General features: G+C 72.2%; 21 protein-coding genes and 1 tRNA gene. 19 read left to right on the top strand and 3 right to left on the bottom strand.

Annotation, left to right across the window (positions count from 1 at the left end; all coding sequences use genetic code 11):
• Nucleotides 1-79 precede the first annotated feature (79 nt).
• From ABIQ69_RS05540 to ABIQ69_RS05550, 3 genes are read left to right on the top strand one after another with little or no spacing between them, the layout of a single operon-like run.
• Nucleotides 80-511, top strand: coding sequence for a hypothetical protein (locus ABIQ69_RS05540; protein WP_350349381.1), 432 nt, complete (start codon nt 80-82; stop codon nt 509-511).
• The gene (locus ABIQ69_RS05545) at nt 505-735 is read left to right on the top strand and encodes a helix-turn-helix transcriptional regulator (protein ID WP_350349382.1); all 231 of its coding nucleotides are present in this window, start codon (nt 505-507) and stop codon (nt 733-735) included. The genes ABIQ69_RS05540 and ABIQ69_RS05545 overlap by 7 nt, the downstream gene beginning before the upstream one ends.
• Entirely contained in the window at nt 735-1814 is a 1080-nt protein-coding gene (locus ABIQ69_RS05550; protein ID WP_350349383.1) for an NAD(P)-dependent alcohol dehydrogenase, read from the top strand. The genes ABIQ69_RS05545 and ABIQ69_RS05550 overlap by 1 nt, the downstream gene beginning before the upstream one ends.
• On the opposite strand, the gene ABIQ69_RS05555 is transcribed toward ABIQ69_RS05550, so the two are convergent.
• Nucleotides 1765-3444 carry a phospholipid carrier-dependent glycosyltransferase gene (locus ABIQ69_RS05555; RefSeq protein ID WP_350349384.1) on the bottom strand — a complete coding sequence of 560 codons (1680 nt, stop codon included), beginning with the start codon at nt 3442-3444 and terminating at the stop codon, nt 1765-1767. The genes ABIQ69_RS05550 and ABIQ69_RS05555 overlap by 50 nt on opposite strands.
• A 38-nt stretch (nt 3445-3482) precedes the next feature.
• Here ABIQ69_RS05555 and rsmI point away from each other — a divergent pair, with 38 nt between their 5' ends.
• The 11 genes from rsmI (at nt 3483) to ABIQ69_RS05610 (ending at nt 15299) form a co-directional block, all read left to right on the top strand.
• A complete protein-coding gene (gene rsmI, locus ABIQ69_RS05560) occupies nt 3483-4304 on the top strand; it encodes a 16S rRNA (cytidine(1402)-2'-O)-methyltransferase (RefSeq protein ID WP_350349385.1) in 822 nt (273 codons plus the stop codon).
• Nucleotides 4305-4399: 95 nt separating this feature from the next.
• Nucleotides 4400-5482 carry an NADP-dependent oxidoreductase gene (locus ABIQ69_RS05565; RefSeq protein WP_350349386.1) on the top strand — a complete coding sequence of 361 codons (1083 nt, stop codon included), beginning with the start codon at nt 4400-4402 and terminating at the stop codon, nt 5480-5482.
• A 10-nt stretch (nt 5483-5492) separates the two neighbouring features.
• On the top strand, nt 5493-7052 hold the full coding sequence (metG, locus tag ABIQ69_RS05570; RefSeq protein ID WP_350349387.1) for a methionine--tRNA ligase: 1560 nt from the start codon (nt 5493-5495) through the stop codon (nt 7050-7052).
• A 26-nt stretch (nt 7053-7078) separates the two neighbouring features.
• Complete coding sequence (locus ABIQ69_RS05575; protein ID WP_350349966.1) at nt 7079-7993, top strand: TatD family hydrolase; 915 nt, start codon at nt 7079-7081, stop codon at nt 7991-7993.
• Nucleotides 7994-7995: 2 nt separating this feature from the next.
• Nucleotides 7996-8871: a 16S rRNA (adenine(1518)-N(6)/adenine(1519)-N(6))-dimethyltransferase RsmA gene (gene rsmA, locus ABIQ69_RS05580; protein ID WP_350349388.1), complete on the top strand. Its 876-nt coding sequence runs from the start codon at nt 7996-7998 to the stop codon at nt 8869-8871.
• A 23-nt stretch (nt 8872-8894) separates the two neighbouring features.
• Nucleotides 8895-9554 (top strand): hypothetical protein, encoded by a 660-nt coding sequence (locus tag ABIQ69_RS05585; RefSeq protein WP_350349389.1) that lies wholly within the window; start codon nt 8895-8897, stop codon nt 9552-9554.
• A gap of 24 nt (nt 9555-9578) precedes the next feature.
• Complete coding sequence (locus tag ABIQ69_RS05590; protein ID WP_350349390.1) at nt 9579-10523, top strand: 4-(cytidine 5'-diphospho)-2-C-methyl-D-erythritol kinase; 945 nt, start codon at nt 9579-9581, stop codon at nt 10521-10523.
• A 12-nt stretch (nt 10524-10535) separates the two neighbouring features.
• Nucleotides 10536-12395, top strand: a complete 1860-nt coding sequence (locus ABIQ69_RS05595) for an ABC-F family ATP-binding cassette domain-containing protein (protein ID WP_350349391.1) — start codon at nt 10536-10538, stop codon at nt 12393-12395.
• Nucleotides 12396-12576: 181 nt separating this feature from the next.
• Entirely contained in the window at nt 12577-13497 is a 921-nt protein-coding gene (locus tag ABIQ69_RS05600) for a MetQ/NlpA family ABC transporter substrate-binding protein (RefSeq protein WP_350349392.1), read from the top strand.
• A gap of 114 nt (nt 13498-13611) precedes the next feature.
• Complete coding sequence (locus tag ABIQ69_RS05605) at nt 13612-14640, top strand: methionine ABC transporter ATP-binding protein (RefSeq protein ID WP_350349393.1); 1029 nt, start codon at nt 13612-13614, stop codon at nt 14638-14640.
• Entirely contained in the window at nt 14640-15299 is a 660-nt protein-coding gene (locus ABIQ69_RS05610; protein ID WP_350349394.1) for a methionine ABC transporter permease, read from the top strand. The genes ABIQ69_RS05605 and ABIQ69_RS05610 overlap by 1 nt, the downstream gene beginning before the upstream one ends.
• A gap of 87 nt (nt 15300-15386) precedes the next feature.
• Here ABIQ69_RS05610 and aztD read toward each other — a convergent pair whose 3' ends face one another.
• Entirely contained in the window at nt 15387-16664 is a 1278-nt protein-coding gene (aztD, locus tag ABIQ69_RS05615; RefSeq protein ID WP_350349395.1) for a zinc metallochaperone AztD, read from the bottom strand.
• Nucleotides 16665-16755: 91 nt separating this feature from the next.
• Nucleotides 16756-17247: a MarR family transcriptional regulator gene (locus ABIQ69_RS05620; RefSeq protein ID WP_350349396.1), complete on the bottom strand. Its 492-nt coding sequence runs from the start codon at nt 17245-17247 to the stop codon at nt 16756-16758.
• Between the two features lie 119 nt (nt 17248-17366).
• Between ABIQ69_RS05620 and ABIQ69_RS05625 the strand changes: the two genes are divergently transcribed.
• The 5 genes from ABIQ69_RS05625 (at nt 17367) to ABIQ69_RS05645 (ending at nt 22100) form a co-directional block, all read left to right on the top strand.
• Nucleotides 17367-17438: transfer RNA gene (locus tag ABIQ69_RS05625), tRNA-Gln, on the top strand.
• 1 nt (nt 17439) lies between these two features.
• Nucleotides 17440-18882 carry a bifunctional UDP-N-acetylglucosamine diphosphorylase/glucosamine-1-phosphate N-acetyltransferase GlmU gene (gene glmU / locus ABIQ69_RS05630; RefSeq protein ID WP_350349397.1) on the top strand — a complete coding sequence of 481 codons (1443 nt, stop codon included), beginning with the start codon at nt 17440-17442 and terminating at the stop codon, nt 18880-18882.
• A 31-nt stretch (nt 18883-18913) separates the two neighbouring features.
• Nucleotides 18914-19891 carry a ribose-phosphate diphosphokinase gene (locus ABIQ69_RS05635; RefSeq protein WP_350349398.1) on the top strand — a complete coding sequence of 326 codons (978 nt, stop codon included), beginning with the start codon at nt 18914-18916 and terminating at the stop codon, nt 19889-19891.
• Between the two features lie 8 nt (nt 19892-19899).
• Entirely contained in the window at nt 19900-21606 is a 1707-nt protein-coding gene (locus ABIQ69_RS05640; RefSeq protein ID WP_350349399.1) for a long-chain-fatty-acid--CoA ligase, read from the top strand.
• A 2-nt stretch (nt 21607-21608) separates the two neighbouring features.
• Nucleotides 21609-22100, top strand: coding sequence for a hypothetical protein (locus ABIQ69_RS05645; protein WP_350349400.1), 492 nt, complete (start codon nt 21609-21611; stop codon nt 22098-22100).
• Nucleotides 22101-22103: the final 3 nt, after the last annotated feature.

Genomic DNA, 22103 nt, shown 5'->3' on the forward strand with positions numbered 1-22103 from the left:
AAGAAAGCTTGACACGGTGTCGAACTCTTCGTACATTTGCGAGTGTCAAGGATTCTTGACATCTCTGAAGGAGGCTCGCATGTCGTACGAGGAGAAGGGCGTCTGGTCGTTCCTGGCCGTCGCCGTGGTCGGCTACGGGGTGTACCTGTGGCTCGTGCTCCCGCAGCTCGCAGCGCGGTCGGTCGCCGAGATCGACTACGTGTCCCCGATGCTGTGGACCATCGGCGGCGCGATCGTCGCCGGCATCCTCGCCCGCATCCTGGTCGAGATCCTGAGCCCCAGCGAGCAGCGCGGTGCCGACCAGCGCGACCGCGAGATCGACCGCACCGGTGAACGGGTCGGCAACTCGTTCATCGTGATCGCCGCGCTCGCCGCCCTGCTGCTCTGCTGGGTCGAAGCCGACTGGTTCTGGATCGCGAATGTGATCTATCTCGGCTTCGTGCTCTCCGCGCTCCTGTCGAGCGTGACCAAGCTGGCGGCGTACCGGACCGGAGGCTTCCAGTCATGGTGAAGCCCACCCGCGTCACGAACTCCATCCGTGCACTGCGCTTCGCGCACGGCGAGCTCACCCAGGCCGAGCTCGCCGCCCGCATCGGGGTCACCAGGCAGACCGTCATCGCGATCGAGCAGGGGCGCTACTCGCCATCGCTCGAACTCGCGTTCCAGATCGCCCGCGTCTTCGGCGTGCCGCTCGACGACGTCTTCCAGTACCCCGACGACGAAGGGGGCCGCTGATGGTCGCGGCGGTCCGACGGGGTGCGCCCGGCTCGGCCGAGCCGCGCGCGCCCCACATGGCGGCCGTGGCGCAGCACCGGTACGGCGGTCCCGAGGTCCTCGCGCTCGAGGAGGTCCTCGCCCCGGCAGCCGGGGCCGGCGAGGTGCTCATCCGGGTCGCGGCGGCGGCGGTCAGCGCCGGCGACGTGCTCGTCATGCGCGGCGAACCCCGGCTCGTGCGGCTCGCGTTCGGCGTGCGTCGCCCCAAGCGGCCCACCATCGGTCGGGATGTCTCGGGCGAAGTGGTCGCCGTCGGCGACGGCGTGACCCGTTTCCGCGTGGGTGAGGCGGTCTTCGCCGAGTCGGACCAGGGCGGCTGGGCCGAGCTCGTCGCGGTGCCCGAGCGCTTCGTCGCTCACCGCCCGGGCTCCGTCGACGCCGCTCATGCGGCCGCGGTGCCGGTCTCGGGCACGACGGCGCTTCAGGGCCTCAGGCTCGCCGGCGTCCGCGCGGGCAGCCGGGTGCTCGTGAACGGCGCGTCGGGCGGTGTCGGCGGGTTCGCCGTGCAGCTCGCGGTGGCGCTCGGGGCCCACGTGACCGGGGTCTCCCGCGGAGCGAAGGCGGCCCATGTCCACGCCCTCGGCGCCGACCGCGTGATCGACTACCGCACGACCGACTTCACCCGCCAGACCGCGGCGTACGACGTGGTGTTCGACCTCGTCGGCGACCGGCCGCTCGGCGCGGTCCGGCGCACCCTGGCCCCAGGCGGCACACTGCTGCTGGCCTCGGGACGCGGCGGCCGCGTGCTCGGCCCGATGCGGCGCATCCTCGCGGCCGGCCTGATCTCGCCGTTCGTGCCGCAGCGGCTCCGCATCCTCACCGCCCGGCGCAACGGCGACGACCTCGCCGAGCTTGCACGGCGCATCGACTCGGGCGAGATCCGGCCGGTCGTCGACGAGGTGGTGCCGCTCGAGCGCGTCGCCGACGCGGTCCGCCGGCTCGAGGCGGGCGACGTGCGGGGCAAGCTGGTCCTCGCGATCGGTCGGCCGGCTAGCCCCAGGTCGGCAGCCAGAAGTGCAGACGGCGGAACTCGGCCGTGATGGGGATCGCCGACCAGATGGGGTAGAACCAGACGGTCACGGCCAGCACCCAGAAGAGGTACACGGCCACGATCGCGATGCCCCGTTGGCGCCGCCACGTGCGGTCGCTCGGCCGACCGAGCACCACGCCGATCGCGATCGCGAGCCCGAGGATCAGGTACGGCTCGAACACGATCGAGTAGAACTGGAACACCGTGCGGTCGAGGTAGCCGAGCCACGGCAGGTAACCCGCCGCGAGACCCAGCAGGGCGATGCCCACCTGCCACTCCCGATACCGGGCGAGCCGGTACACGAGGTACCCGCACGCGGCGGCGGCGGCCCACCAGATGAGCGGGTTGCCGATCCCCATGATCGACTCCACGCACTGGTCGCCGCACCCGGGCACCTCGCGGTAGTACATGTTGGTCGGCCGGACCATGAAGAGCCACGTCAGCGGGTTCGACTGCCACGGGTGGTCGCCGTGCACGCCGATATGGAACGTGTACGCCGACTGGTGGTAGTGCCAGAGCGACTGCAGCCACGTCGGCACCCACTCGAAGACCCCCGTCGCCCGGTTCGCCGGGTCGTCGGCCCAGTGCCGCGCGTAGCCGCCGTCGGTGAGGATCCAGCCCGTCCACGAGGCGAGATAGACCGCCGCGGCGACGGGAACGAGGAGGAGGAAGGAGACCGGGCCCTGTTTCAGCAGGGCGCCCGAGAGCCAGAACGGCACGCCGGCCCGGCGGCGCGCGAGCGCATCTTGAACGACCAGCCAGAGACCGAACGCGGCGAGGAACCACAGCCCCGACCACTTCACCGCGGTGGCGGCGCCGAACGCCGCGCCGGCCGCGACCACCCAGGGCCGGGCCCAGAGCGCCGGGCCGTATCCGGGTTCGCGCCCGCGCGCCGCGGCCTCGGCGAGCCGGGACTCGAGCACCCGCCACGACCGGTCGCGATCGAGGACGACGAACCAGACGCCGACGAGCGCCAGGAGCATGAGCCAGGTGTCGAGCAGCGCCACGCGCGACATGACGATCGCGTTGCCGTCGACGGCGAACAGCAGGCCGGCGATGACCGCCACCACCGTCGTGCCCGTGAACCGGCGGGCCAGCATCGTCACGACGAACACCGCCAGCGTGCCGGCGAGCGCCGTCGAGGCGCGCCACCAGAACGCGTCGCCGGCGCCGAAGGCCGCCATCCCCAGGCCGATCAGCCACTTGCCGAGCGGCGGATGCACCACATAGCTCGGGTCGTCGCCGAACAGCATGGTGTCGCCCCGCGCGAAGTCGGCGTCCGCGCCCTCGGGCCACGTCGACTCGTACCCCTGATGCCAGAGAGTCCAGGCATCCTTCACGTAGTAGGTCTCGTCGAACACGATCTGCTGGGGATGCCCGAGGTTCCAGAAGCGCAGGATCGCCGCGACGAGGGTCACCGCGATCGGCGCGCCCCAGGTCCAGAGCAACCGGCGCCGAGGATCGGAGAGGACGCGCGACCACCACGCGTCGAGCCGGGTCCCGCGGGGCTCGGGGACGGCCGGTTCCGGTTCCGTGCGCTGTCCAAGGGCGGCGTCCGGGACCGTCTCCGCGGCGGCATCCGCGCCCGGCTCCGGGGCGGCGTCCGCCTCGCGCGCGCCGGCCGCCGGATCCGCAGTCATGCGCCCCACCCTAGGACAGCTGCGCCAGACTGGGAGGCATGATCATCCTCGGCGCGACCCCGATCGGCAACCTCGGCGACGCGTCCGCGAGGCTGCGGGAGGCGCTCGAGCAGGCGCGGGTCGTGGCATCCGAAGACACGCGCGTCACCCAGCGCCTGCTGGCGGGGCTCGGCATCGCGAACCGGCCGCGGCTCATCGCGCTGCACGAGCACAACGAGCGGCAGAAGGCCGATGAGCTCGTGGAGCTGGCACGCGACGCTGACCTGCTGGTGCTCACCGATGCCGGAATGCCGACCGTCTCCGACCCCGGATTCCCGCTCGTGCAGGCGGCCATCGCGGCGGGCGTCGACGTCACCGCCATCCCCGGCCCATCGGCCGTGCTCACCGCGCTCGCCCTGTCGGGCCTGCCCACCGACCGGTTCGCGTTCGAGGGGTTCCTGCCGCGGAAGTCCGGGGAGCGGGGCCGGCGCCTCGCGGAGCTCGCCGGCGACCGTCGCACGCTCGTCTTCTTCGAGGCGCCGACCCGTCTCGCGACCTCGCTCGCCGCGCTCGCCGAGGCGTTCGGCCCCGACCGTCCCGCCGCGGTCTGCCGTGAGCTGACGAAGCTGCACGAGGAGGTGCGCCGGGGCCCGCTCGGCGAGCTCGTCGCGTGGGCGGAGGCGGGTGTGCGCGGCGAGATCTGCATCGTCGTGGGCGGCGCCGCGGCTGAGGCATCCGACCCGGTCGACGCGCTCGCGCGCGTGCAGTCGCTCGCCGCCTCCGGCACTCGGCTGAAAGACGCGGCCGCGCTGGTCGCCGCGGAGACGGGGCTCGGCCGGCGCGAGCTGTACGAGGCCGCGCTCGCCGCTCGCCGGGCGTAAGGCTCGCCGGGCGGCGCATCCCGCAAGCCCTAGCTCGCCGCCGCCCTCCGCGGGACAATGGACGCACGCCCGCGACAGCGGGATGGAGGTGCGACATGTCCCACGCGGTCAGGTACTCCCGTCACGGCGGCCCAGAGGTGCTCGAGGTCGCCGAGGTTCCGACACCCGATCCCGGCGAGGGCGAGGTGCTCGTCGAAGTCTTCGCCGCGGGCCTCAGTCCGGTCGACTCCGCGGTGCGTCGTGGTGCGCACCCCGATCGATGGCCGGTCGATCTGCCCGCCCTCGTCGGCCGTGAGTTCGCGGGCGTCGTCGCCGCCACCGGCCCCGGGGTGAGCCGCTTCTCGCGTGGCGACGAGGTCATGGGCTTCACCGACGACGGTGCGCAGGCCACCCACGTCGTCGCGCGCGAGCACGAGATCGTACCGAAGCCCGCGGGCGTCGGCTGGGAGGTGGCGGGATCGCTGCACATCGCGGGCACGACCGCCTGGACGGCCGTCGAAGGACTCGGACTGGGCCCTGACGACACCGTCGTGGTGACCGCTGCGGCCGGCGGCGTCGGATGTCTCGCCGTGCAGTTCGCCCGGCTGCGCGGCGCGACCGTGATCGGCACGAGCGCCGACGCCCGCTTCGACTTCCTCCGCCAGTTCGGTGCGATCCCCCTGGCCTACGGGCCGGGACTCGCCGAACGGGCGCGGCTCGCCGCGGGCGGGCGGCCGATCACCGCCTTCCTCGACTTCCTCGGGGGCGAGGCGGCCGCGGCGGTCGAGCTCGGGGTGCCCGGCCCGCGGATCCTGACGACCCTCGACTGGGACGCCGTCGCCGAGCACGGGGCGATCCTCGTCGAACCGGGCGATGCCATCGCGCTCGCCAGAGTCGCCCAGCAGGTCGCGGCCCGACGGGTGCGCCTGCCCATCGCGGACATCTTCTCGCTCGACGACGTCGTCGACGCCTACCGCGCCCTCGACCGGCGCGACGCGCCGGGCAAGATCGTCCTCGGCGTGCGGATCGTCGGCTACCCGGGGCAGCGGATCCGGGAACCGGCGATCAAGGAGCAGGACGTGACGCTCGGGGTGCCGACGCCGCACGAGCACCTGCAGGTCGAGGAGGCCGTGCCGCCCGCGCTTGCCGACGGGAGCGTGCGCCGCAGGCGGCGGGAAACACGCGGATCCCGCCCGTAGGATTGTCGGCATGGCCGACGGCTCCTCGTTCTACATCACCACGCCCATCTTCTACGTCAACGACGTGCCGCACATCGGTCACGCGTACACGGAGGTGGCCGCCGACGTCATCGCGCGGTGGCACCGGCAGGCCGGTGAGGACGCCTGGATGCTCACGGGCACCGACGAGCACGGCCAGAAGATCCTGCGCACCGCGACCGCCAACGGCGTGACCCCGAAGGAATGGGCCGACCGGCTCGTCGAGTCGGCCTGGAAGCCGCTGCTGCAGACCGTCGACATCGCCAACGACGACTTCATCCGCACGACCGACCCGCGTCACGAGGAGAACGTCCAGAAATTCCTCCAGCAGCTCTACGACGACGGCCACATCTACACGGGCGAGTACGAGGGCTACTACTGCGTCGGCTGCGAGGAGTACAAGCAGGAGTCCGAGCTCGTCGACGGCACCGGCGAGTACGAGGGCCAGCTCGTCTGCGCGATCCACTCCAAGCCCGTCGAGCTGCTGCACGAGAAGAACTACTTCTTCCGCACCTCGGCGTTCGCCGACCGGCTGCTCGCCCTGTACGAGGAGCGGCCCGACTTCGTGCAGCCCGAGTCCGCGCGCAACGAGGTGCTCGGCTGGGTGCGCTCCGGCCTCGCCGACCTGTCGATCTCCCGGTCGACGTTCGACTGGGGTGTGAAGGTCCCGTGGGACGACACGCACGTCGTCTACGTCTGGTTCGACGCGCTACTGAACTACATCACCGCCGTCGGCTACGGGCAGGACGACGCCGAGTTCGCCCGCCGCTGGCCCGCGCAGCACATCGTCGGCAAAGACATCCTGCGCTTCCACGCGGTCATCTGGCCCGCGATGCTGATGGCGGCGGGTCTCGAGGTGCCGCGCGGGGTGTTCGGCCACGGCTGGCTGCTCGTCGGCGGCGAGAAGATGTCGAAGTCGAAGCTCACCGGCATCGCCCCCGAGCAGATCACCGAGACGTTCGGCTCCGACGCGTTCCGGTACTACTTCCTCTCGGCGATCTCGTTCGGCCAGGACGGCTCGTTCTCGTGGGAGGACCTCGCGGCGCGCTACCAGGCCGAGCTCGCGAACGGCTTCGGCAACCTCGCCTCGCGCGTGATCGCGATGATCTCGCGGTACTGCGACGGCGTGGTGCCATCGGCGGGCGAGCTCACCGCGGCCGATATCGAGATCGGGTCGATCGAGGCCCGCGCGACCGCGGGCTCGTGGGAAGCGATCGAGCGGCTCGCCGTGCACGAGGCGATCGGCGCCGCCTGGGAACTCGTCGACGCCCTCAACGGCTACCTCACGAGCGAGGAGCCCTGGGCCCTCGCGAAGGACCCGGCCAACCGGGACCGTCTCGAGACGGTGCTCGCGGTGGCGTACCACGGGCTCGGCACGCTGGCCGTGCTGCTCTCGCCGGTGCTGCCCAAGGCCACCGGGAAGCTCTGGACCGCGCTCGGCGGCGCGGGCACGGTGCAGCAGCAGCGCATCGACCGCGCCCACGAGTGGGCCGTCGGCGAGCGGGTCGCGCCGCTCGAGGCGCTGTTCCCGCGGGTCGAGGTGAGCGAGTGACGGGGCACGGCCCCGCACCCGAGCACCTGCGCACCCGATCCGACGGACGCGAGGCGGGCGCGGCGGCGTACCCGCCGGCGCCCGAGCCGCTGCCCGTTGCGGTCTACGACAACCACACCCACCTCGAGATCGCCGACGGCGCACTGCCGCTCTCGGTCGCCGAGCACCTCGACCGGGCGGCGGCGGTCGGCATCGCCGGCGCCGTGCAGGTCGGCACCGACGTGGCGACCAGCCGCTGGTCTGCCGATGCGGCCGAGCATGACGCGCGGCTCCTCGCGGCGGTCGCGCTGCACCCGAACGAGGCGCCCGAGCTCGAGGCATCCGGCACGCTCGACGAGGCGCTCGCCGTCATCGACGAGCTCGCGGCCCGGCCCCGCGTGCGTGCGATCGGCGAGACCGGGCTCGACTTCTTCCGCACCGGCGACGGCGGCCGCGGCGCCCAGTTCCGCTCGTTCGAGGCGCATATCGACATCGCGAAGCGGCACGACCTCGCGCTGCAGATCCACGATCGCGACGCGGATGACGACGTCGTGGCGACGCTCCGCCGGGTGGGCTCACCCGAGCGCACCGTCTTCCACTGCTTCTCGGGCGGAGCCGAACTCGCCGAGCTTGCGGCATCCGAGGGCTGGTATTGCTCGTTCGCCGGCAACGTGACGTTCAAGAACGCCGAGAACCTGCGCGAGGCGCTCCGCGTGGTGCCTCGCGACCGGATCCTCGTCGAGACGGATGCCCCGTACCTCACGCCGACCCCGCTCCGCGGCCGCCCGAACGCGCCCTACCTCGTGCCCGTCACGGTGCGGTTCATGGCAGAGGTGCTGGACGCCCCGCTCGACGAACTCTGCGCCGACCTCGCGTCGAACACGCTCCGCGTGTACGGCTCGTGGCAGGATGAGCCCGTGCGGAATGTCGATCCGACCGGCCGAAACCTCGACGGGGCCTAGGAGTGCACCGGCACGAGGGCGACGCCGCCCCGACCCAGCCGCGGCTGCTCGGCCCCGCCGAGATCCGCGATCTCGCCGAGCTGCTCGGCGTCACGCCCACGAAGAAGCTCGGCCAGAACTTCGTCCACGACGCCAACACGGTGCGCCGCATCGTGCAGACCGCGGGCGTGCGCCCCGGCGAGACGGTGCTCGAGATCGGGCCGGGGCTCGGCTCGCTCACCCTCGGCCTGCTCGAGGCGGGCGCCGCGGTCGTGGCCGTCGAGATCGACGGCCGGCTCGCCGAGCAGCTGCCGCACACGGTGACGCTCATGCAACCGGGCACCGAGCTCACCGTCGTCCACGAGGACGCGCTGCGGGTGACCGACGTGCCGGGCGACCCGGTGCGGCTCGTGGCGAACCTGCCGTACAACATCTCGGTGCCGGTGCTGCTGCACCTGCTCGAGCACGTGCCCTCCCTCGCATCCGGCATCGTGATGGTGCAGGCCGAGGTCGGCTACCGGCTCGCCGCCGAGCCCGGTTCGAAGGTCTACGGCGGGCCGAGCGTGAAGGCCGCGTGGTACGGCGACTGGCGCATCGCGGGGCAGGTCTCCCGCATGGTGTTCTGGCCGGTGCCGAATGTCGACTCGGTGCTCGTCGGGTTCGAACGGCACGAGGTGCCCGGCACGGAGGCCGAGCGCCGCGCCACGTTCGAGGTGATCGACGCCGCCTTCGGGCAGCGCCGGAAGATGCTCCGCCAGGCGCTCGCCGGCGTGCTCGGCGGATCGGCGGCCGCGGCCTCGGCGGTGCTCGAGCGCGCGGGCGTCGACCCCCAGGCGCGCGGTGAGCAGCTGGGCGTGGCCGACTTCCTCCGGATCGCGCGGGCCGCGGCGCAGCCCTGACCCCGGCGCGGTACGGTGGCCGCATGGGGGAGCAGCAGGAACCGAACGACGCCGCGCACGAGCCGGAGACGGATTCGGAGCCCGAGCCCGAGACCGAGCAGCCGATCACGCAGCCGACCGAGCCGGAGGCCGAGTCGACCGAGCCGGACGCCGACCCCGTCTCCGCATCGACCGAGCAGGCCGGCGACGCCGCCGTGCTGGAGGCGACCGGACGCGACCGCGACGACTGGTTCGCGGTCCTCGACGAACACCAGGCGATGGAGTGGCCGCACCGCGAGATCGCGACCTGGCTCGTGGGCGAAGGCGTCGACCCGTGGTGGGCGCAATCGCTGACGGTGTCGTACGAGCAGGCGCGCGGGCTCCGCGCGCCCGGCCAGCGGCAGGACGGCACGTTCGAGACGAGTGTGTCTCGCACGGTCGAGCTGCGAGCCGTACGGGCCCTCGAAGTGCTCGCGGGCGTGGTCGAGGCCGAGCTCGGCACGCCGCCGCTCGCCCTGAACGTCGAGGCGAAGCATCCCACCGCCCGCTTCCCGCTCGACGACGGCGAGTTCGTGCTCGCGGCGGCGAGCCCGCGCGCCGACGGCCGCGCCACGATCTCGCTCACCCGGGGGCGGATGCCCGACGGGTCGCGCCTCGCCGAGGTCAAGGCCGAGCTCCGCGAGTGGCTCGGGCGAGTCGACTGAGCGCCGTCGGCTAGCGTTGAGCGCATGACCATCGCGGCGACCGACGAGGCGGTGCACGTCCGGGCGCCCGGCAAGATCAACCTGTTCATGCGCGTCGGCGACGTCGCGCCCGACGGCTACCACGACGTCGCGACCGCGTACCAGGCCGTGTCGCTCTACGAGGACGTGCGGGCCTGGCCCGACGACCGCATCTCGGTCGGCTTCTCCGGCAGCGTCGACACGAGCGACCTGCCGACGGATGACTCGAACCTGGCCGTGAAGGCCGCGAAGCTGCTGGCGAAGACCGCAGGCGTGCCCGGCGGCGTGCGGCTCGAGATCGCCAAGCAGGTGCCCATCGCGGGGGGCATGGGCGGAGGCTCGGCCGACGCCGCGGCGACGCTCGTCGCGTGCGACGCCCTGTGGGAGACGAACCTGTCGAAAGAGGAGCTGCACGCCCTCGCGGCGAGGCTCGGCGCCGACGTGCCGTTCGCGCTCACCGGCGGCACGGCGATCGGCACCGGCCGCGGCGACCGGCTGAGCCCGGCGCTCGCCACCGGCTCGTTCCATTGGGTGCTCGCGGTCGCCGACTTCGGCCTGTCGACGCCGGCGGTCTACCGCGAGCTCGACGTGCTCCGCATCGAGCAGGCCGGCCGGCCGGGCAGCTGGAGCGCGCCGGCGGGCCCTCCCGTCGTCGAGGCGAACGTGCTGCAGGCGCTCCGCGCGGGCGACCCGCTGAAGCTCGCGGCGGCTCTGCACAACGACCTGCAGGCCGCGGCCGTGCGGCTCGCTCCCGCGCTCGGCGAGCTCATCGACCTCGGCGAGCAGGCCGGCGCCCTCGCCGGCATCGTGTCGGGTTCGGGCCCGACGGTCGCCTTCCTCGCCGACGGCGCAGACGACGCGATCGCCCTGCAGGTGGCGCTCTCGGCGGCCCGCGTGACGGCCGTGCACGCGCACGGCCCCGTGCACGGGGCTCGCATCCTGCACGGCTAGGCTCGTCCGGTCATGGCACACCTCCTCGGCGCCGAGCGCCTCCACCTCGAGTTCCCGACCCGCACCGTCTTCGACGAGGTCACCCTCGGTCTCGACGAGGGCGACCGGGTCGGCGTCGTCGGCCGCAACGGCGACGGCAAGTCGACCCTGCTGAAGCTGCTCGCCGGCCGGATCGAGCCCGACTCCGGCCGGGTGACCGTGCGGCGGGGCATCCGCATCGGCATGCTCGACCAGGCCGACGCCGTCGACCCGCAGCTGACGGTCGCGGAGGCCGTCGTCGGCGGCATCGACGAGCACGTGTGGGCGGGTGATCCTAAGGTGCGCGATATCCTCGCCGGGCTCCTCGCCGACGTGCCGTGGCAGGCCAGCGTGGGCGATCTCTCGGGCGGCCAGCGTCGCCGCGTCGGTCTCGCCGCGCTCCTCGTCGGCGACTGGGATGCGATCTTCCTCGACGAGCCGACGAACCACCTCGACGTCGAGGGCATCGCCTGGCTCGCCCGGCATCTGAAGAGCCGGTGGCCGGCCGGGCAGGGCGCCGTCGTGGTGGTCACCCACGACCGCTGGTTCCTCGACGAGGTCTGCACGGACACCTGGGAGGTGCACGACGGCATCGTCGAGCCGTTCGAGGGCGGGTACGCCGCCTACGTGCTGCAGCGCGTCGAGCGTGACCGCAGGGCCGCCGCCTCCGAGGCGAAGCGCCGCAACCTCATGCGCAAGGAGCTCGCGTGGCTCCGGCGGGGGGCGCCGGCGCGCACGGCGAAGCCGAAGTTCCGCATCGAGGCGGCGAACCAGCTCATCGAGCAGGAGCCGCCCGTCCGCGATCGCGTCGAGCTCAGCCGGCTCGCGGTCTCCCGGCTCGGCAAGGACGTCGTGGACCTCCTCGATGTGGGCGTCGAGTACCCCGCGACGGAGGGCGGCACCCGCACGGTGCTCCGCGACATCGAGTGGCGCATCGCGCCGGGGGAGCGGACCGGCATCCTCGGCGTGAACGGTGCAGGCAAGTCGACGCTGCTGGGGCTCGTGACCGGCGCGGTGCAGCCGACGAGCGGCCGCGTGAAGCGCGGCAAGACCGTGCGCTTCGCGACGCTCAGCCAGGAGCTCGCCGAGCTCGCGGAGTGGGGAGACGAACGCGTGAGCGCGGTCGTCGCGGCGCAGCAGCGCAGCTACACGATCGGCACGGGATCGAAGGCGGTCGAGCTGACCCCGGGGCAGCTGCTCGAACGGCTGGGGTTCACGAACGCCCAGCTCGCCACACCCGTGAAGCAGCTCTCGGGCGGCCGGAAGCGGCGGCTGCAGCTGCTGCTGATCCTCCTCGAAGAGCCCAACGTGCTGATCCTCGACGAGCCGACCAACGACCTCGACACCGACATGCTCGCGGCGATCGAGGACCTCCTCGACTCGTGGCCGGGCACGCTGCTCGTCGTCAGCCACGACCGCTACCTCGTGGAGCGGGTGACCGACCAGCAGTACGCCATTCTCGACGGGCATCTCCGGCATCTGCCCGGCGGCGTCGACCAGTACCTCGACCTGCGCCGCCAGGGCGAGGCGGCGGGCGTCGCGAGGGCCGCCGCCGAGCGGAGCGGCAGCGGGACGGGCGGTGGCGCGGCCGTCGCAGCGGATGCCTCGCCGGCCGGGGAGCCGGCGCTGTCGGGCGCCGACCGCCGGGCGGCGGAGAAGGAGCTCGCCTCGATCGATCGCCGCCTGGAACGGCTCCAGGCGGAGATCGCCGCTCAGCACGAGAAGCTCGCACGGCACGACCAGTCCGACTACGTGGGGCTCGGGGCGCTGGGCGACGAACTCTCGGCGCTCGAGGCGTCCGTGGCCGAACTCGAAACGCGCTGGCTCGAAGTATCCGAGCGTTTGGAGTCATAGGGTCGCAGGATCTGTGACGCTTCGTGACCACGTGGTGATCCGAGCGCAGATCCTTCACGTACGGTGGAACGGCACCCGCGATCGCGGCATCGACGCCCCCACCGACACCCTCCGTGGCGGAGCCATGCCTGCCCACGCCGACCAGCGGCCCGATCGCGTGCGCCACCGAGAGAGGAACCCCATGTCACGCCGCATCACATCCCGCCGTCTCACCACCGCCATCGCCGCTCTCGCGACGGTGCCGCTCGTCGCCGCGCTCGCCGCGTGCGCGTCGCCCGCGTCCGGCGGGTCGGATGCCTCCGGCTCCGACGACGTCGTCCGCATCGGCGTCGTGGGCAAGGGCGACCCCCAGTGGGCCGCGTTCGAGGAGGCCGCGGCCGACGAGGGCATCACCATCGAGATCGTCGACTTCGGCGACTACGCCCAGCCGAACCCCGCCACGACCGAGGGCGAGCTCGACCTCAACCAGTTCCAGCACATCGTCTACCTCGCCGACTACAACGTGTCGGCCGGTGAGGACCTCACCCCGATCGGCTCGACCGCGATCTACCCGCTCGGCCTCTACTCGACGAAGTACGACTCCGTCGACGACATCCCCGACGGCGAGACGGTCGCCGTGCCGAACGACGCCTCGAACCAGGCCCGTGGCCTCCTCGTGCTGCAGTCGGCCGGCCTCATCGAGCTGAAGAGCGGCGGCACGATCTTCTCCGACCTCGCCGACGTCGACGAGGCGAAGTCGAAGGTCAAGGTCACCGCGCTCGAGGCCTCGCTCACGCCCACGTCGCTGCCCGACGTCGCCGCGGCGATCATCAACAACGACTTCGTCGGCGACGCGGGGCTCTCCTTCGACGACGCGATCGCGCAGGACGACCCCGAGGACCCGAACGCGCTGCCCTACGTCAACATCTTCGCCACCCGCGCGGAGGACAAGGACAACGAGACCTACCTGAAGCTCGTCGAGATCTTCCAGACCGACCCCGAGGTGCAGGCCGGCCTGCTCGAGGCCTCCGGCGACACGGCGGTCGCGGTGACTACCCCGGTCGCCGACCTCGAGGAGTCCCTCGCCAAGGTCGAGGCCGACACGAAGGCCGCGAAGGGCTGACCAGTCCGATCGCTCGTTCGAGCGATCGCCGCACGAACGGGCGGTGGCGTCGGGATCCGGCCCCACCGCCCGTCGGTGCGTGTGAGGTCGGTGCGTGAGAGAAGGAGCATCCAGATGGCGCTCGTCGCCCTGAAGAACGTCACCAAGACGTACCCGCCGAGGGCCAAGGGCGGGCACGAGGTCGTCGCCGTCGACGACGTCACCCTCGAGGTCGAGGCGGGCGACGTGTACGGCATCATCGGCTACTCGGGTGCCGGCAAGTCCACGCTCGTGCGGCTCGTGAACGCCCTCGAGCCGGCGACCTCGGGCAGCATCCGCGTCGACGGCCGGGAGATCACCGGCCTGCCGGAGCGCGAGCTGCGCGGCATCCGGCTCGGCATCGGCATGATCTTCCAGCAGTTCAACCTGTTCAACTCCAAGACGGTGCACGCGAACGTCGCCTACCCGCTGCAGGTCGCCGGATGGTCGAAGTCCGAGATCGCCGCCCGCGTCGCCGAGCTGCTCGAGTTCGTGGGCCTGCGGGACAAGGCGCGGAACTACCCCGACCAGCTCTCGGGCGGGCAGAAGCAGCGCGTGGGCATCGCCCGCGCGCTCGCCACGTCGCCCCGGCTGCTGCTCGCGGACGAGGCCACGAGCGCGCTCGACCCCGAGACGACGCAGGAGGTCCTCGACCTGCTGAAGCGGGTGAACCGGGAGTTCGGGGTCACGATCATCGTGATCACCCACGAGATGGACGTCATCCAGTCGATCGCCACGAAGGTGGCCGTCATGGACGGGGGCCGAGTCATCGAGAACGGCGACGTGTTCGACGTCTTCTCCGACCCGCAGAACCCCTCCTCGAAGCGGTTCGTGTCGACGGTGATCAAGGGGGTGCCCTCGCCCGCCGAGCTCGCGGTGCTGCGCGAGCGCCACGAGGGGCGGATCGTGACGATCTCGTTCCGCGACGGCGACGCGTCGCAGGCGCAGGTCTTCCTCGAGCTCGCGAACGCGGGCCTCGACTTCGAGCTGGTCTACGGCGGGATCAACGACATCCAGGGCCGCGCCTTCGGGCACCTGACCCTCGCGATCCGAGGTGCGGCGAGCTCGATCGACGCCGCGCTCGCCTCGATCGCCGACCGCGCCGACGTGACGGAGGCCCGCTGATGGATCGCCTGTTCGAGCTCGGCAGCGAGTTCTGGGTCGCCGCCGCCGAGACGCTGTACATGGTGGCCCTCACGCTCCTCATCGGCGGCTTCTTCGGGCTGCTGCTCGGGATCGTCCTCTACTCGACGAGACCCGGCAGCCTGCTGTCGAACCGGCCTGTGTTCACCATCGTGAACGTCGTCATCAACTTCTTCCGGCCGATCCCGTTCATCATCTTCCTCGCGGCGATCCAGCCGCTCGCGCGGTACGTGATCGGCGTCGGCATCGGCAACAACGCGCTGATCTTCTCGCTGTCGATCGCGTCATCGTTCGCGATCGCGCGGATCGTCGAGCAGAACTTGATCACCGTGTCGCCGGGCGCGGTCGAGGCGGCGCGCGCGATGGGTGCCGGGCCGTTCCGCATCCTCCGCACCGTCGTGATCCCCGAGGCGCTCGGCCCGCTCATTTTGGGGTACACCTTCGTGCTCGTCGCGATCGTCGACATGACCGCGATGGCGGGCTTCATCGGCGGCGGCGGGCTCGGCAACTTCGCCCTCGTCTACGGGTACCGCCAGTTCGAGCCGGCGATCACGTGGGCCGCGCTGCTGCTCATCGTGGTGTTCGTGCAGGGGCTGCAGTTCTTCGGCAACTGGCTCGCGCGGAAGGTGCTGCGGCGCTGAGCCGCGGCCGCCGGCACCCGCGCCGACGGCCCGGCAGACGGATGCCCCGGACCGCTCGGTCCGGGGCATCCGTGTCGATCGACGGGGTCAGTGGCCGCTGCCGACTCCGGTGAGCTCGTTCGGGACGTGCGGCAGCTCCGCCGTGCGGACGACCTCGGCGGCCTCCAGGTCGACGACGTGCACCGCGGATGCCTCGGGGTCGGTGACGAGCACGCGGTGGCCGTCGACCGTGATCGTCGGCCGTGGCGACTGCCAGTCCATGGGCTCGGTCCACGGCTCGACCACGGGGATCCGGTTCACGACCGCGCCGGTCGCGGGGTCGATGACGTGGATGGCGCCGTCGGTGCCGAGGACGAGGGCCTCACCGTGGGCGCCGCGCGCCAGGGACCGGAACGTGTAGCTCGTGCCGAGGTCGACGAGGCGGAGGGCGGTCGCGGGATCCGCGCTCGCCGTGTCGATGAGCGCGATGCGCGTGGGACGCTCGAGTTCGGCGTCGGGGTCGGTCTTGTAATCGCCGAGGACCACTGACGACTCGGGGCTGCCGGCCTGGTTGCCGATGCGGCCGTAGGCGTCGGGGGCGGCGATCTTCGTGAACGCGCCGTCGCGCCAGACGACGGCGCCGTCTTCGCAGCCGAGCACGACCACGCCGCCGGCCGCGACGGTCTCGCCGTGCACGCCGGGGCAGGCGTCGGTGCGGGCGATCTCGGCGCGGTCGGCGTCGAGCACGATCGCCCCCGAGCGGGAGTCTTCGGTGCCGACCGTGGTGAGCAGGCCGCCGTCCTCGAGGGCGACGGCGACGCCGTGGTGGGCGGCGGCGCTGCGGTACGTCTCGGTGTCGACATCGTCGACGGCGTCGGCGTTGCGGAGGTCGTCGGACTCGAACAGGGCCACCTCGCCCGTGCCGTCGGCGAAGAGGGCGGTCGTGCCAGCGTGCACCGTGACGTGGCCGGGGTGCTCGGCGGGGAACACGAGATCGGTGAGCTCCGGCGCCTCGGCGTAGAAGTGGTCGTGGTCGCCGTGCTCCTCGACGGTCACGCCGGTGTCGAGCACGCGGAAGCCCTCGTCGGTCGAGACGAAGACGCGGCGGCCGTCGCCCGCGGGGTTCACGCGGAGGAAGCCCTCCGCGGGCAGGTCGGCGACGACCTCGAGCGTGTCGCCCTCGAGGACGAGCACACCGCCGTCGTAGGTCGCCACGAGGCGCGTGGCGGCGACCTCGGTCTCGCCCGTCGTGTCGGTGCCGGAGCCGGATGCGGTGGAGGGCTCGGCGCGGCCGCCGGCGCAGGCGGTGAGCGCCAGAGCGAGCGCGGCGGCGCCGGCGCTCGCCGCGAGGAAAGTGGTCGGTCGGGATCGTCGGATTGCGGTCATGGCGGCCACCGTATCGTTAACGATAATCATTCTCAAAACGGCGCCGGCACGAATTCGGCCGACCCCCGCGTTCCACGAGACGGCGGTGCGCTCAGTCGAACCCGAGGCTGAGCTTGCGGAGAAGTCCCGCGAGCCGCTTCTGCTCGGCCGCGGGCAGGGTCTGCAGCAGCTCCGCCTCCGCGTCGACGAGCCGCGTGATGGCCGCATCGACCCGGGTGAGCCCCGCCCCGCTCATCTCCACGAGGATGCCGCGGCCGTCGCGCGGGTCGGTCTGCCGGGTCACGAGACCCCGCTCGACGAGCCGGTCGATGCGGTTGGTCATCGTGCCGCTCGAGACGAGCGTCTGCTGCAGCAACGACTTCGGCGACAGCCGGTACGGCGAGCCCGCCCGGCGCAGCGCCGACAGCACGTCGAACTCCCACGACTCCAGCTCCGACCGGGCGAACGCCTGCTTCCTCGCCCGGTCGAGGTGCTTCGAGAGGCGGGCGACGCGCGAGAGCACCTGCAGCGGCGCGAAGTCGAGATCGGGTCGCTCGCGCTCCCAGTCCTCGACGATGCGGTCCACCTCGTCTGCTTCGGTCACCCGTTCATTATGGTCGCGCCGGAGCGGTGGAGCGGGATGCCGCGGCCCGCGGCATCCCGTCGCCGCATGGCAGACTTGAGGGCGCGCGAGCGGCGGGTCGACCCGCCCGGCCCGCGCGGTCCGCCATGGTGTAACGGCAGCACGACAGCCTTTGGAGCTGTGAGGACCAGGTTCGAATCCTGGTGGCGGAGCATGACCGATGAGAAGCTCGCGATCGTCGTCCTCGCCGCAGGGCAGGGCACCCGCATGAAGTCCGCCCTGCCCAAGCTGCTGCACCCGCTCGCCGGAGCGCCGATCGTGGCGCACGTGCTCGCCACCGCCCGCGCCCTCGACGCCGCCCGGGTGCTCGCCGTCGTCCGCCACGAGCGCGACCTCGTCGCCGCCGCCGTCGAGGCCGAACTGCCCGGCACGGTCATCGTCGACCAGGACGACGTGCCCGGCACGGGCCGCGCCGTCGAGCTCGCGCTCGACGCCCTCGGCGACTTCGACGGCGAGGTGCTCGTGCTGAACGGGGACGTGCCGCTGCTGAACGCCGACACCCTCGCCGGGTTCCTCGCGCAGCACCGCGGCACGGGCGTCGCGGCATCCGTGCTGTCCGCGCACTACGCCGACCCGAGCGGCTACGGGCGCATCGTGCGCTCCGGCGACGGCGCCTTCGACCGCATCGTCGAGCAGAAGGACGCCTCCGAGGCCGAGCTCGCACTCGACGAGATCAACGCCGGCATCTACGCGTTCGGCGCCGGGGCACTCCGCGACCAGCTCGCGAACCTCACCACCGACAACGCGCAGGGCGAGAAGTACCTCACCGATGTCATCGGGCTGCTCCGCGCGGCCGGGTCCGAGGTCGAGGCGCTGCCCGTGTCCGAGCCGTGGCTCGTCGCGGGCATCAACGACCGCGCCCAGCTCGCCGAGACCGCCGCCCGGCTGAACGCGCTCATCGTGCGCGGCTGGCAGCTGAACGGCGTCACGATCGAAGACCCGGCGACGACCTGGATCGACCTCGCCGTGCGCATCGAACCCGACGTCACGATCCGCCCGGGCACCCAGCTGAAGGGCGCGACCGCGATCGCCACCGGCGCCGTCGTCGGCCCCGACACGACCCTCGTCGACTGCGAGATCGGCGCGAACGCCGAGGTGAAGCGGACCGACGCCACGCTCGCCGTCATCGGCGAGGGCGCGTCGGTCGGCCCGTTCGCCTACCTGCGCCCCGGCACCGTGCTGGATGCCTCGGGCAAGATCGGCACCTTCGTCGAGACGAAGAACGCCCGCATCGGCCGCGGCAGCAAGGTGCCCCACCTGTCGTACATCGGCGACACCGAGATCGGCGTCGAGTCCAACGTCGGCGCCGGCTCGATCACGGCCAACTACGACGGCGTGAACAAGCACCGCACCAGCATCGGATCGCACGTCCGCACGGGCTCGCACGGCGTCTTCGTCGCGCCCGTTACGATTGGAGACGGCGCGTACACGGGAGCCGGCACGGTCGTCCGAAAGGATGTCCCCGCCGGGGCGCTCGCCATCAACGTCGCGCCCCAGCGCAACATCGAGGGTTGGGTCGAGCAGCACCGCTCGGGCACCGCGGCCGCGGAAGCGGCAGCGGCGGCACGGGAGGCCCGGGAGACCGACGTCGACTGACACCGGAGCCGGTGGGAAAAGGACAGCACATATGTCGGGAATCGAGACCACCGGATCCAAGAGGCTCGTCCTCGTGTCGGGGCGGGCGCACCCCGCCCTCGCCGAGCAGATCGCGGCCGAGCTCGGCAGTGAGCTCGTGCCGACCGATGCGCGCACCTTCGCCAACGGTGAGATCTACGCCCGGTACGACGAGTCGGTGCGCGGCGCCGACGCGTTCGTGATCCAGTCGCACACCTCGCCGATCAACGAGTGGCTCATGGAGCAGCTCATCATGATCGACGCGCTGAAGCGCGCGTCTGCCAAGCGCATCACCGTGGTCTCCCCGTTCTACCCCTACGCCCGGCAGGACAAGAAGGGCCGCGGCCGCGAGCCCATCTCGGCCCGCCTCGTCGCCGACCTGTACAAGGCGGCCGGCGCCGACCGCATCATGTCGATCGACCTGCACGCGGCGCAGATCCAGGGCTTCTTCGACGGTCCCGTCGACCACCTGTTCGCAATGCCCGTGCTGCTGAACCACTTCAAGGAGCAGCTCGATCCCGCGACGCTCACCGTCGTCTCGCCCGACATGGGCCGGGTGCGGGTCGCCGACATCTGGAGCGACAAGCTCGGCGCGCCGCTCGCGATCATCCACAAGCGCCGCGACCCGCTCGTGCCGAACCAGGTCTCCGTGCACGAGATCGTCGGCGACGTGCACGGCCGGGTGTGCCTGCTCGTCGACGACCTCATCGACACGGGCCGCACCATCGTCAAGGCCGCCGAGGCGCTGAAGGCGAACGGTGCGATCGGCGTGGTCGTCGCCGCCACCCACGCGGTCTTCTCCAACCCGGCGACCGAGATCCTCCAGTCCGACTTCATCGACGAGGTGGTCGTCACCGACACGCTGCCGATCGCCGAGGAGAAGCGCTGGGACCGCCTCACGATCCTGCCCATCGCGCCGCTGCTCGCGCGGGCGATCCACGAGGTCTTCGAAGACGGCTCGGTGACGAGCATGTTCGACGGCGCCGCGTAGGAGTCCGCATGTCGCAGGCCATCACGACCCCGCGCCCCTGGCTCGCGAGCTACGCCGATGGCGTCCCGCACGACATCGACGATCCCACCGGGTCGCTGTACGACCTCATCCGGGAGTCCGTCCAGGCCTACCCCGACCGGCCGGCGCTCGAGTTCTTCGGCCGCACGACGACGTACGCCGAGCTCGGCGCCGAGATCGAGCGGGTCGCAGAGGGCCTGCGCATCCTGGGCGTGCAGAAGGGCGACCCCGTCGCGCTCGTGCTGCCGAACTGCCCGCAGCACATCGTCGCGTTCTACGCGGTGCTCCGGCTCGGCGGCATCGTGGTCGAGCACAACCCGCTGTACACGCCGCGCGAGCTCCGGCACCAGTTCGAAGACCACGGCGCGCGCATCGTGATCGCCTGGGACAAGGTCGTCGACACCGTCCAGGCCTTCCCAGCCGACGTCCGGGTGCAGGAGATCGTCTCGGTCGACGTCACGCGGGCCATGCCGTTCGGCACTCGGCTCGCCCTGCGGCTGCCGATCGCGAAGGCGCGCGAGTCGCGCGCGGCGCTCACGACGAAGGTCCGCGGCACCACGCGCTGGGAGGAGCTCGCCCGCTCGGAGCCCATCGATCCGCACATCATCGCGCCCGAGGCATCCGATGTCGCGCTGATCCAGTACACCAGCGGCACGACCGGCAGCCCCAAGGGGGCGACGCTCACGCACGCGAACCTGCTGGTGAACGCCGCGCAGGCGCGCGCGTGGGTGCCGCAGGTGCCGCGGGGCAACGCCGTCGTGTACGCGGTGCTGCCGATGTTCCATGCGTACGGGCTGACGCTCTGCCTCACCTTCGCGATGAGCATGGGCTCGCGGCTCGTGCTGTTCCCGAAGTTCGAGCCCGACCTCGTGCTGAAGGTCGTGAAGCGGCATCCCGCGACATTCCTGCCCGCGGTGCCGCCCATCTACGACCGGCTGACGAAGGCCGCCGCCGCCGAGGGCGTCTCGCTCGAGGGCATCGAGATCGCCATCTCGGGTGCGATGCCGCTCTCGGCCGAGGTCGTCGAGCCGTGGGAGGCCGCCACCGGGGGCTATCTCGTCGAGGGCTACGGGCTCTCGGAGTGCTCGCCGGTGCTCATGGCGAACCCGGTCGCGCCGAACCGGCGCGCCGGCACCGTCGGCTTGCCGCTGCCGTCGACCGAGTGCCGGGTCGTCGACCCCGACGATCCGATGACGGATGTCGCGCCCGGCGCCGAGGGGGAGCTCGTAGTCCGCGGGCCGCAGGTGTTCACGGGCTACTGGAAGAAGCCCGAGGAGACCGAGGCGGTCTTCGTGGCCGACCCCGACGGCGGTGCGCCGTGGTTCCGCACCGGCGACATCGTGTCGATCGACGCCGACGGCTTCGTGCGCATCGTCGACCGCATCAAGGAGCTCATCATCACGGGCGGCTTCAACGTCGCCCCGAGCGAGGTCGAGGAGGCGATCCGCCAGCACCCCGACGTCGAGGACGTCGCCGTCGTGGGCCTGCCCGACGAGCACTCGGGCGAGCGGGTGGTCGCGGTCGTCGTGTCCCGCGAGGGCGCGACGTTCGACGAGGCCGCGATCCGGGCGTTCGCGCGCGACGGGCTGGCCGCGTACAAGGTGCCGAAGCGGGTCGTGCAGGCCGACGACCTGCCGCGCTCGCTCATCGGCAAGGTGCTGCGGCGCGAGGTGCGCAACTCCCTCCTGAACGGCTGACGGTGGCCTTCCTGTCGCCCGACACCGCGGCCGCGCTCGAGCGGCTGGCAGCGCTCGAGCGAGGCGGCGCGGTCGACCCGCTCGACCGGCTGCGAGGCATCCGGGAACTCGCCGTCGCGTTGGAGGCAGACCCGGCCGCGCTCGACGCCGCCAGGGACGCGCTCGCGAGCGGCGCCGACTGGGAGACGATCGGGAAGGCGGCGGCGCTCAGCGCCTCGGCGGCCAAGTACCGCTGGGCGGGCGACGATGCCGCGATCGCCGAGCGCCAGGAAGCGAGCCGCCGGCGGAAGCGCGATCGGCCGTCGAGCCGGCCCACCGACCTGCCGGGGCTCTCGGTGTCGGAGGCGGCGGCGAAGCTCGGGGTGACGCCGCAGGCGATCTACCAGCGGGTCTCGCGCGGGCTGCTGCGCGCCGAGACCGTGCAACTGCCCGACGGGCGCACGTACAAGCGGGTCTTCCCCGACGAACCCGTCGACGGGGGCGCGGCGGGCTGACGC

Origin of the sequence: Agromyces sp. G08B096, assembly GCF_040267705.1 — a bacterium.
GTDB lineage: Bacteria > Actinomycetota > Actinomycetes > Actinomycetales > Microbacteriaceae > Agromyces.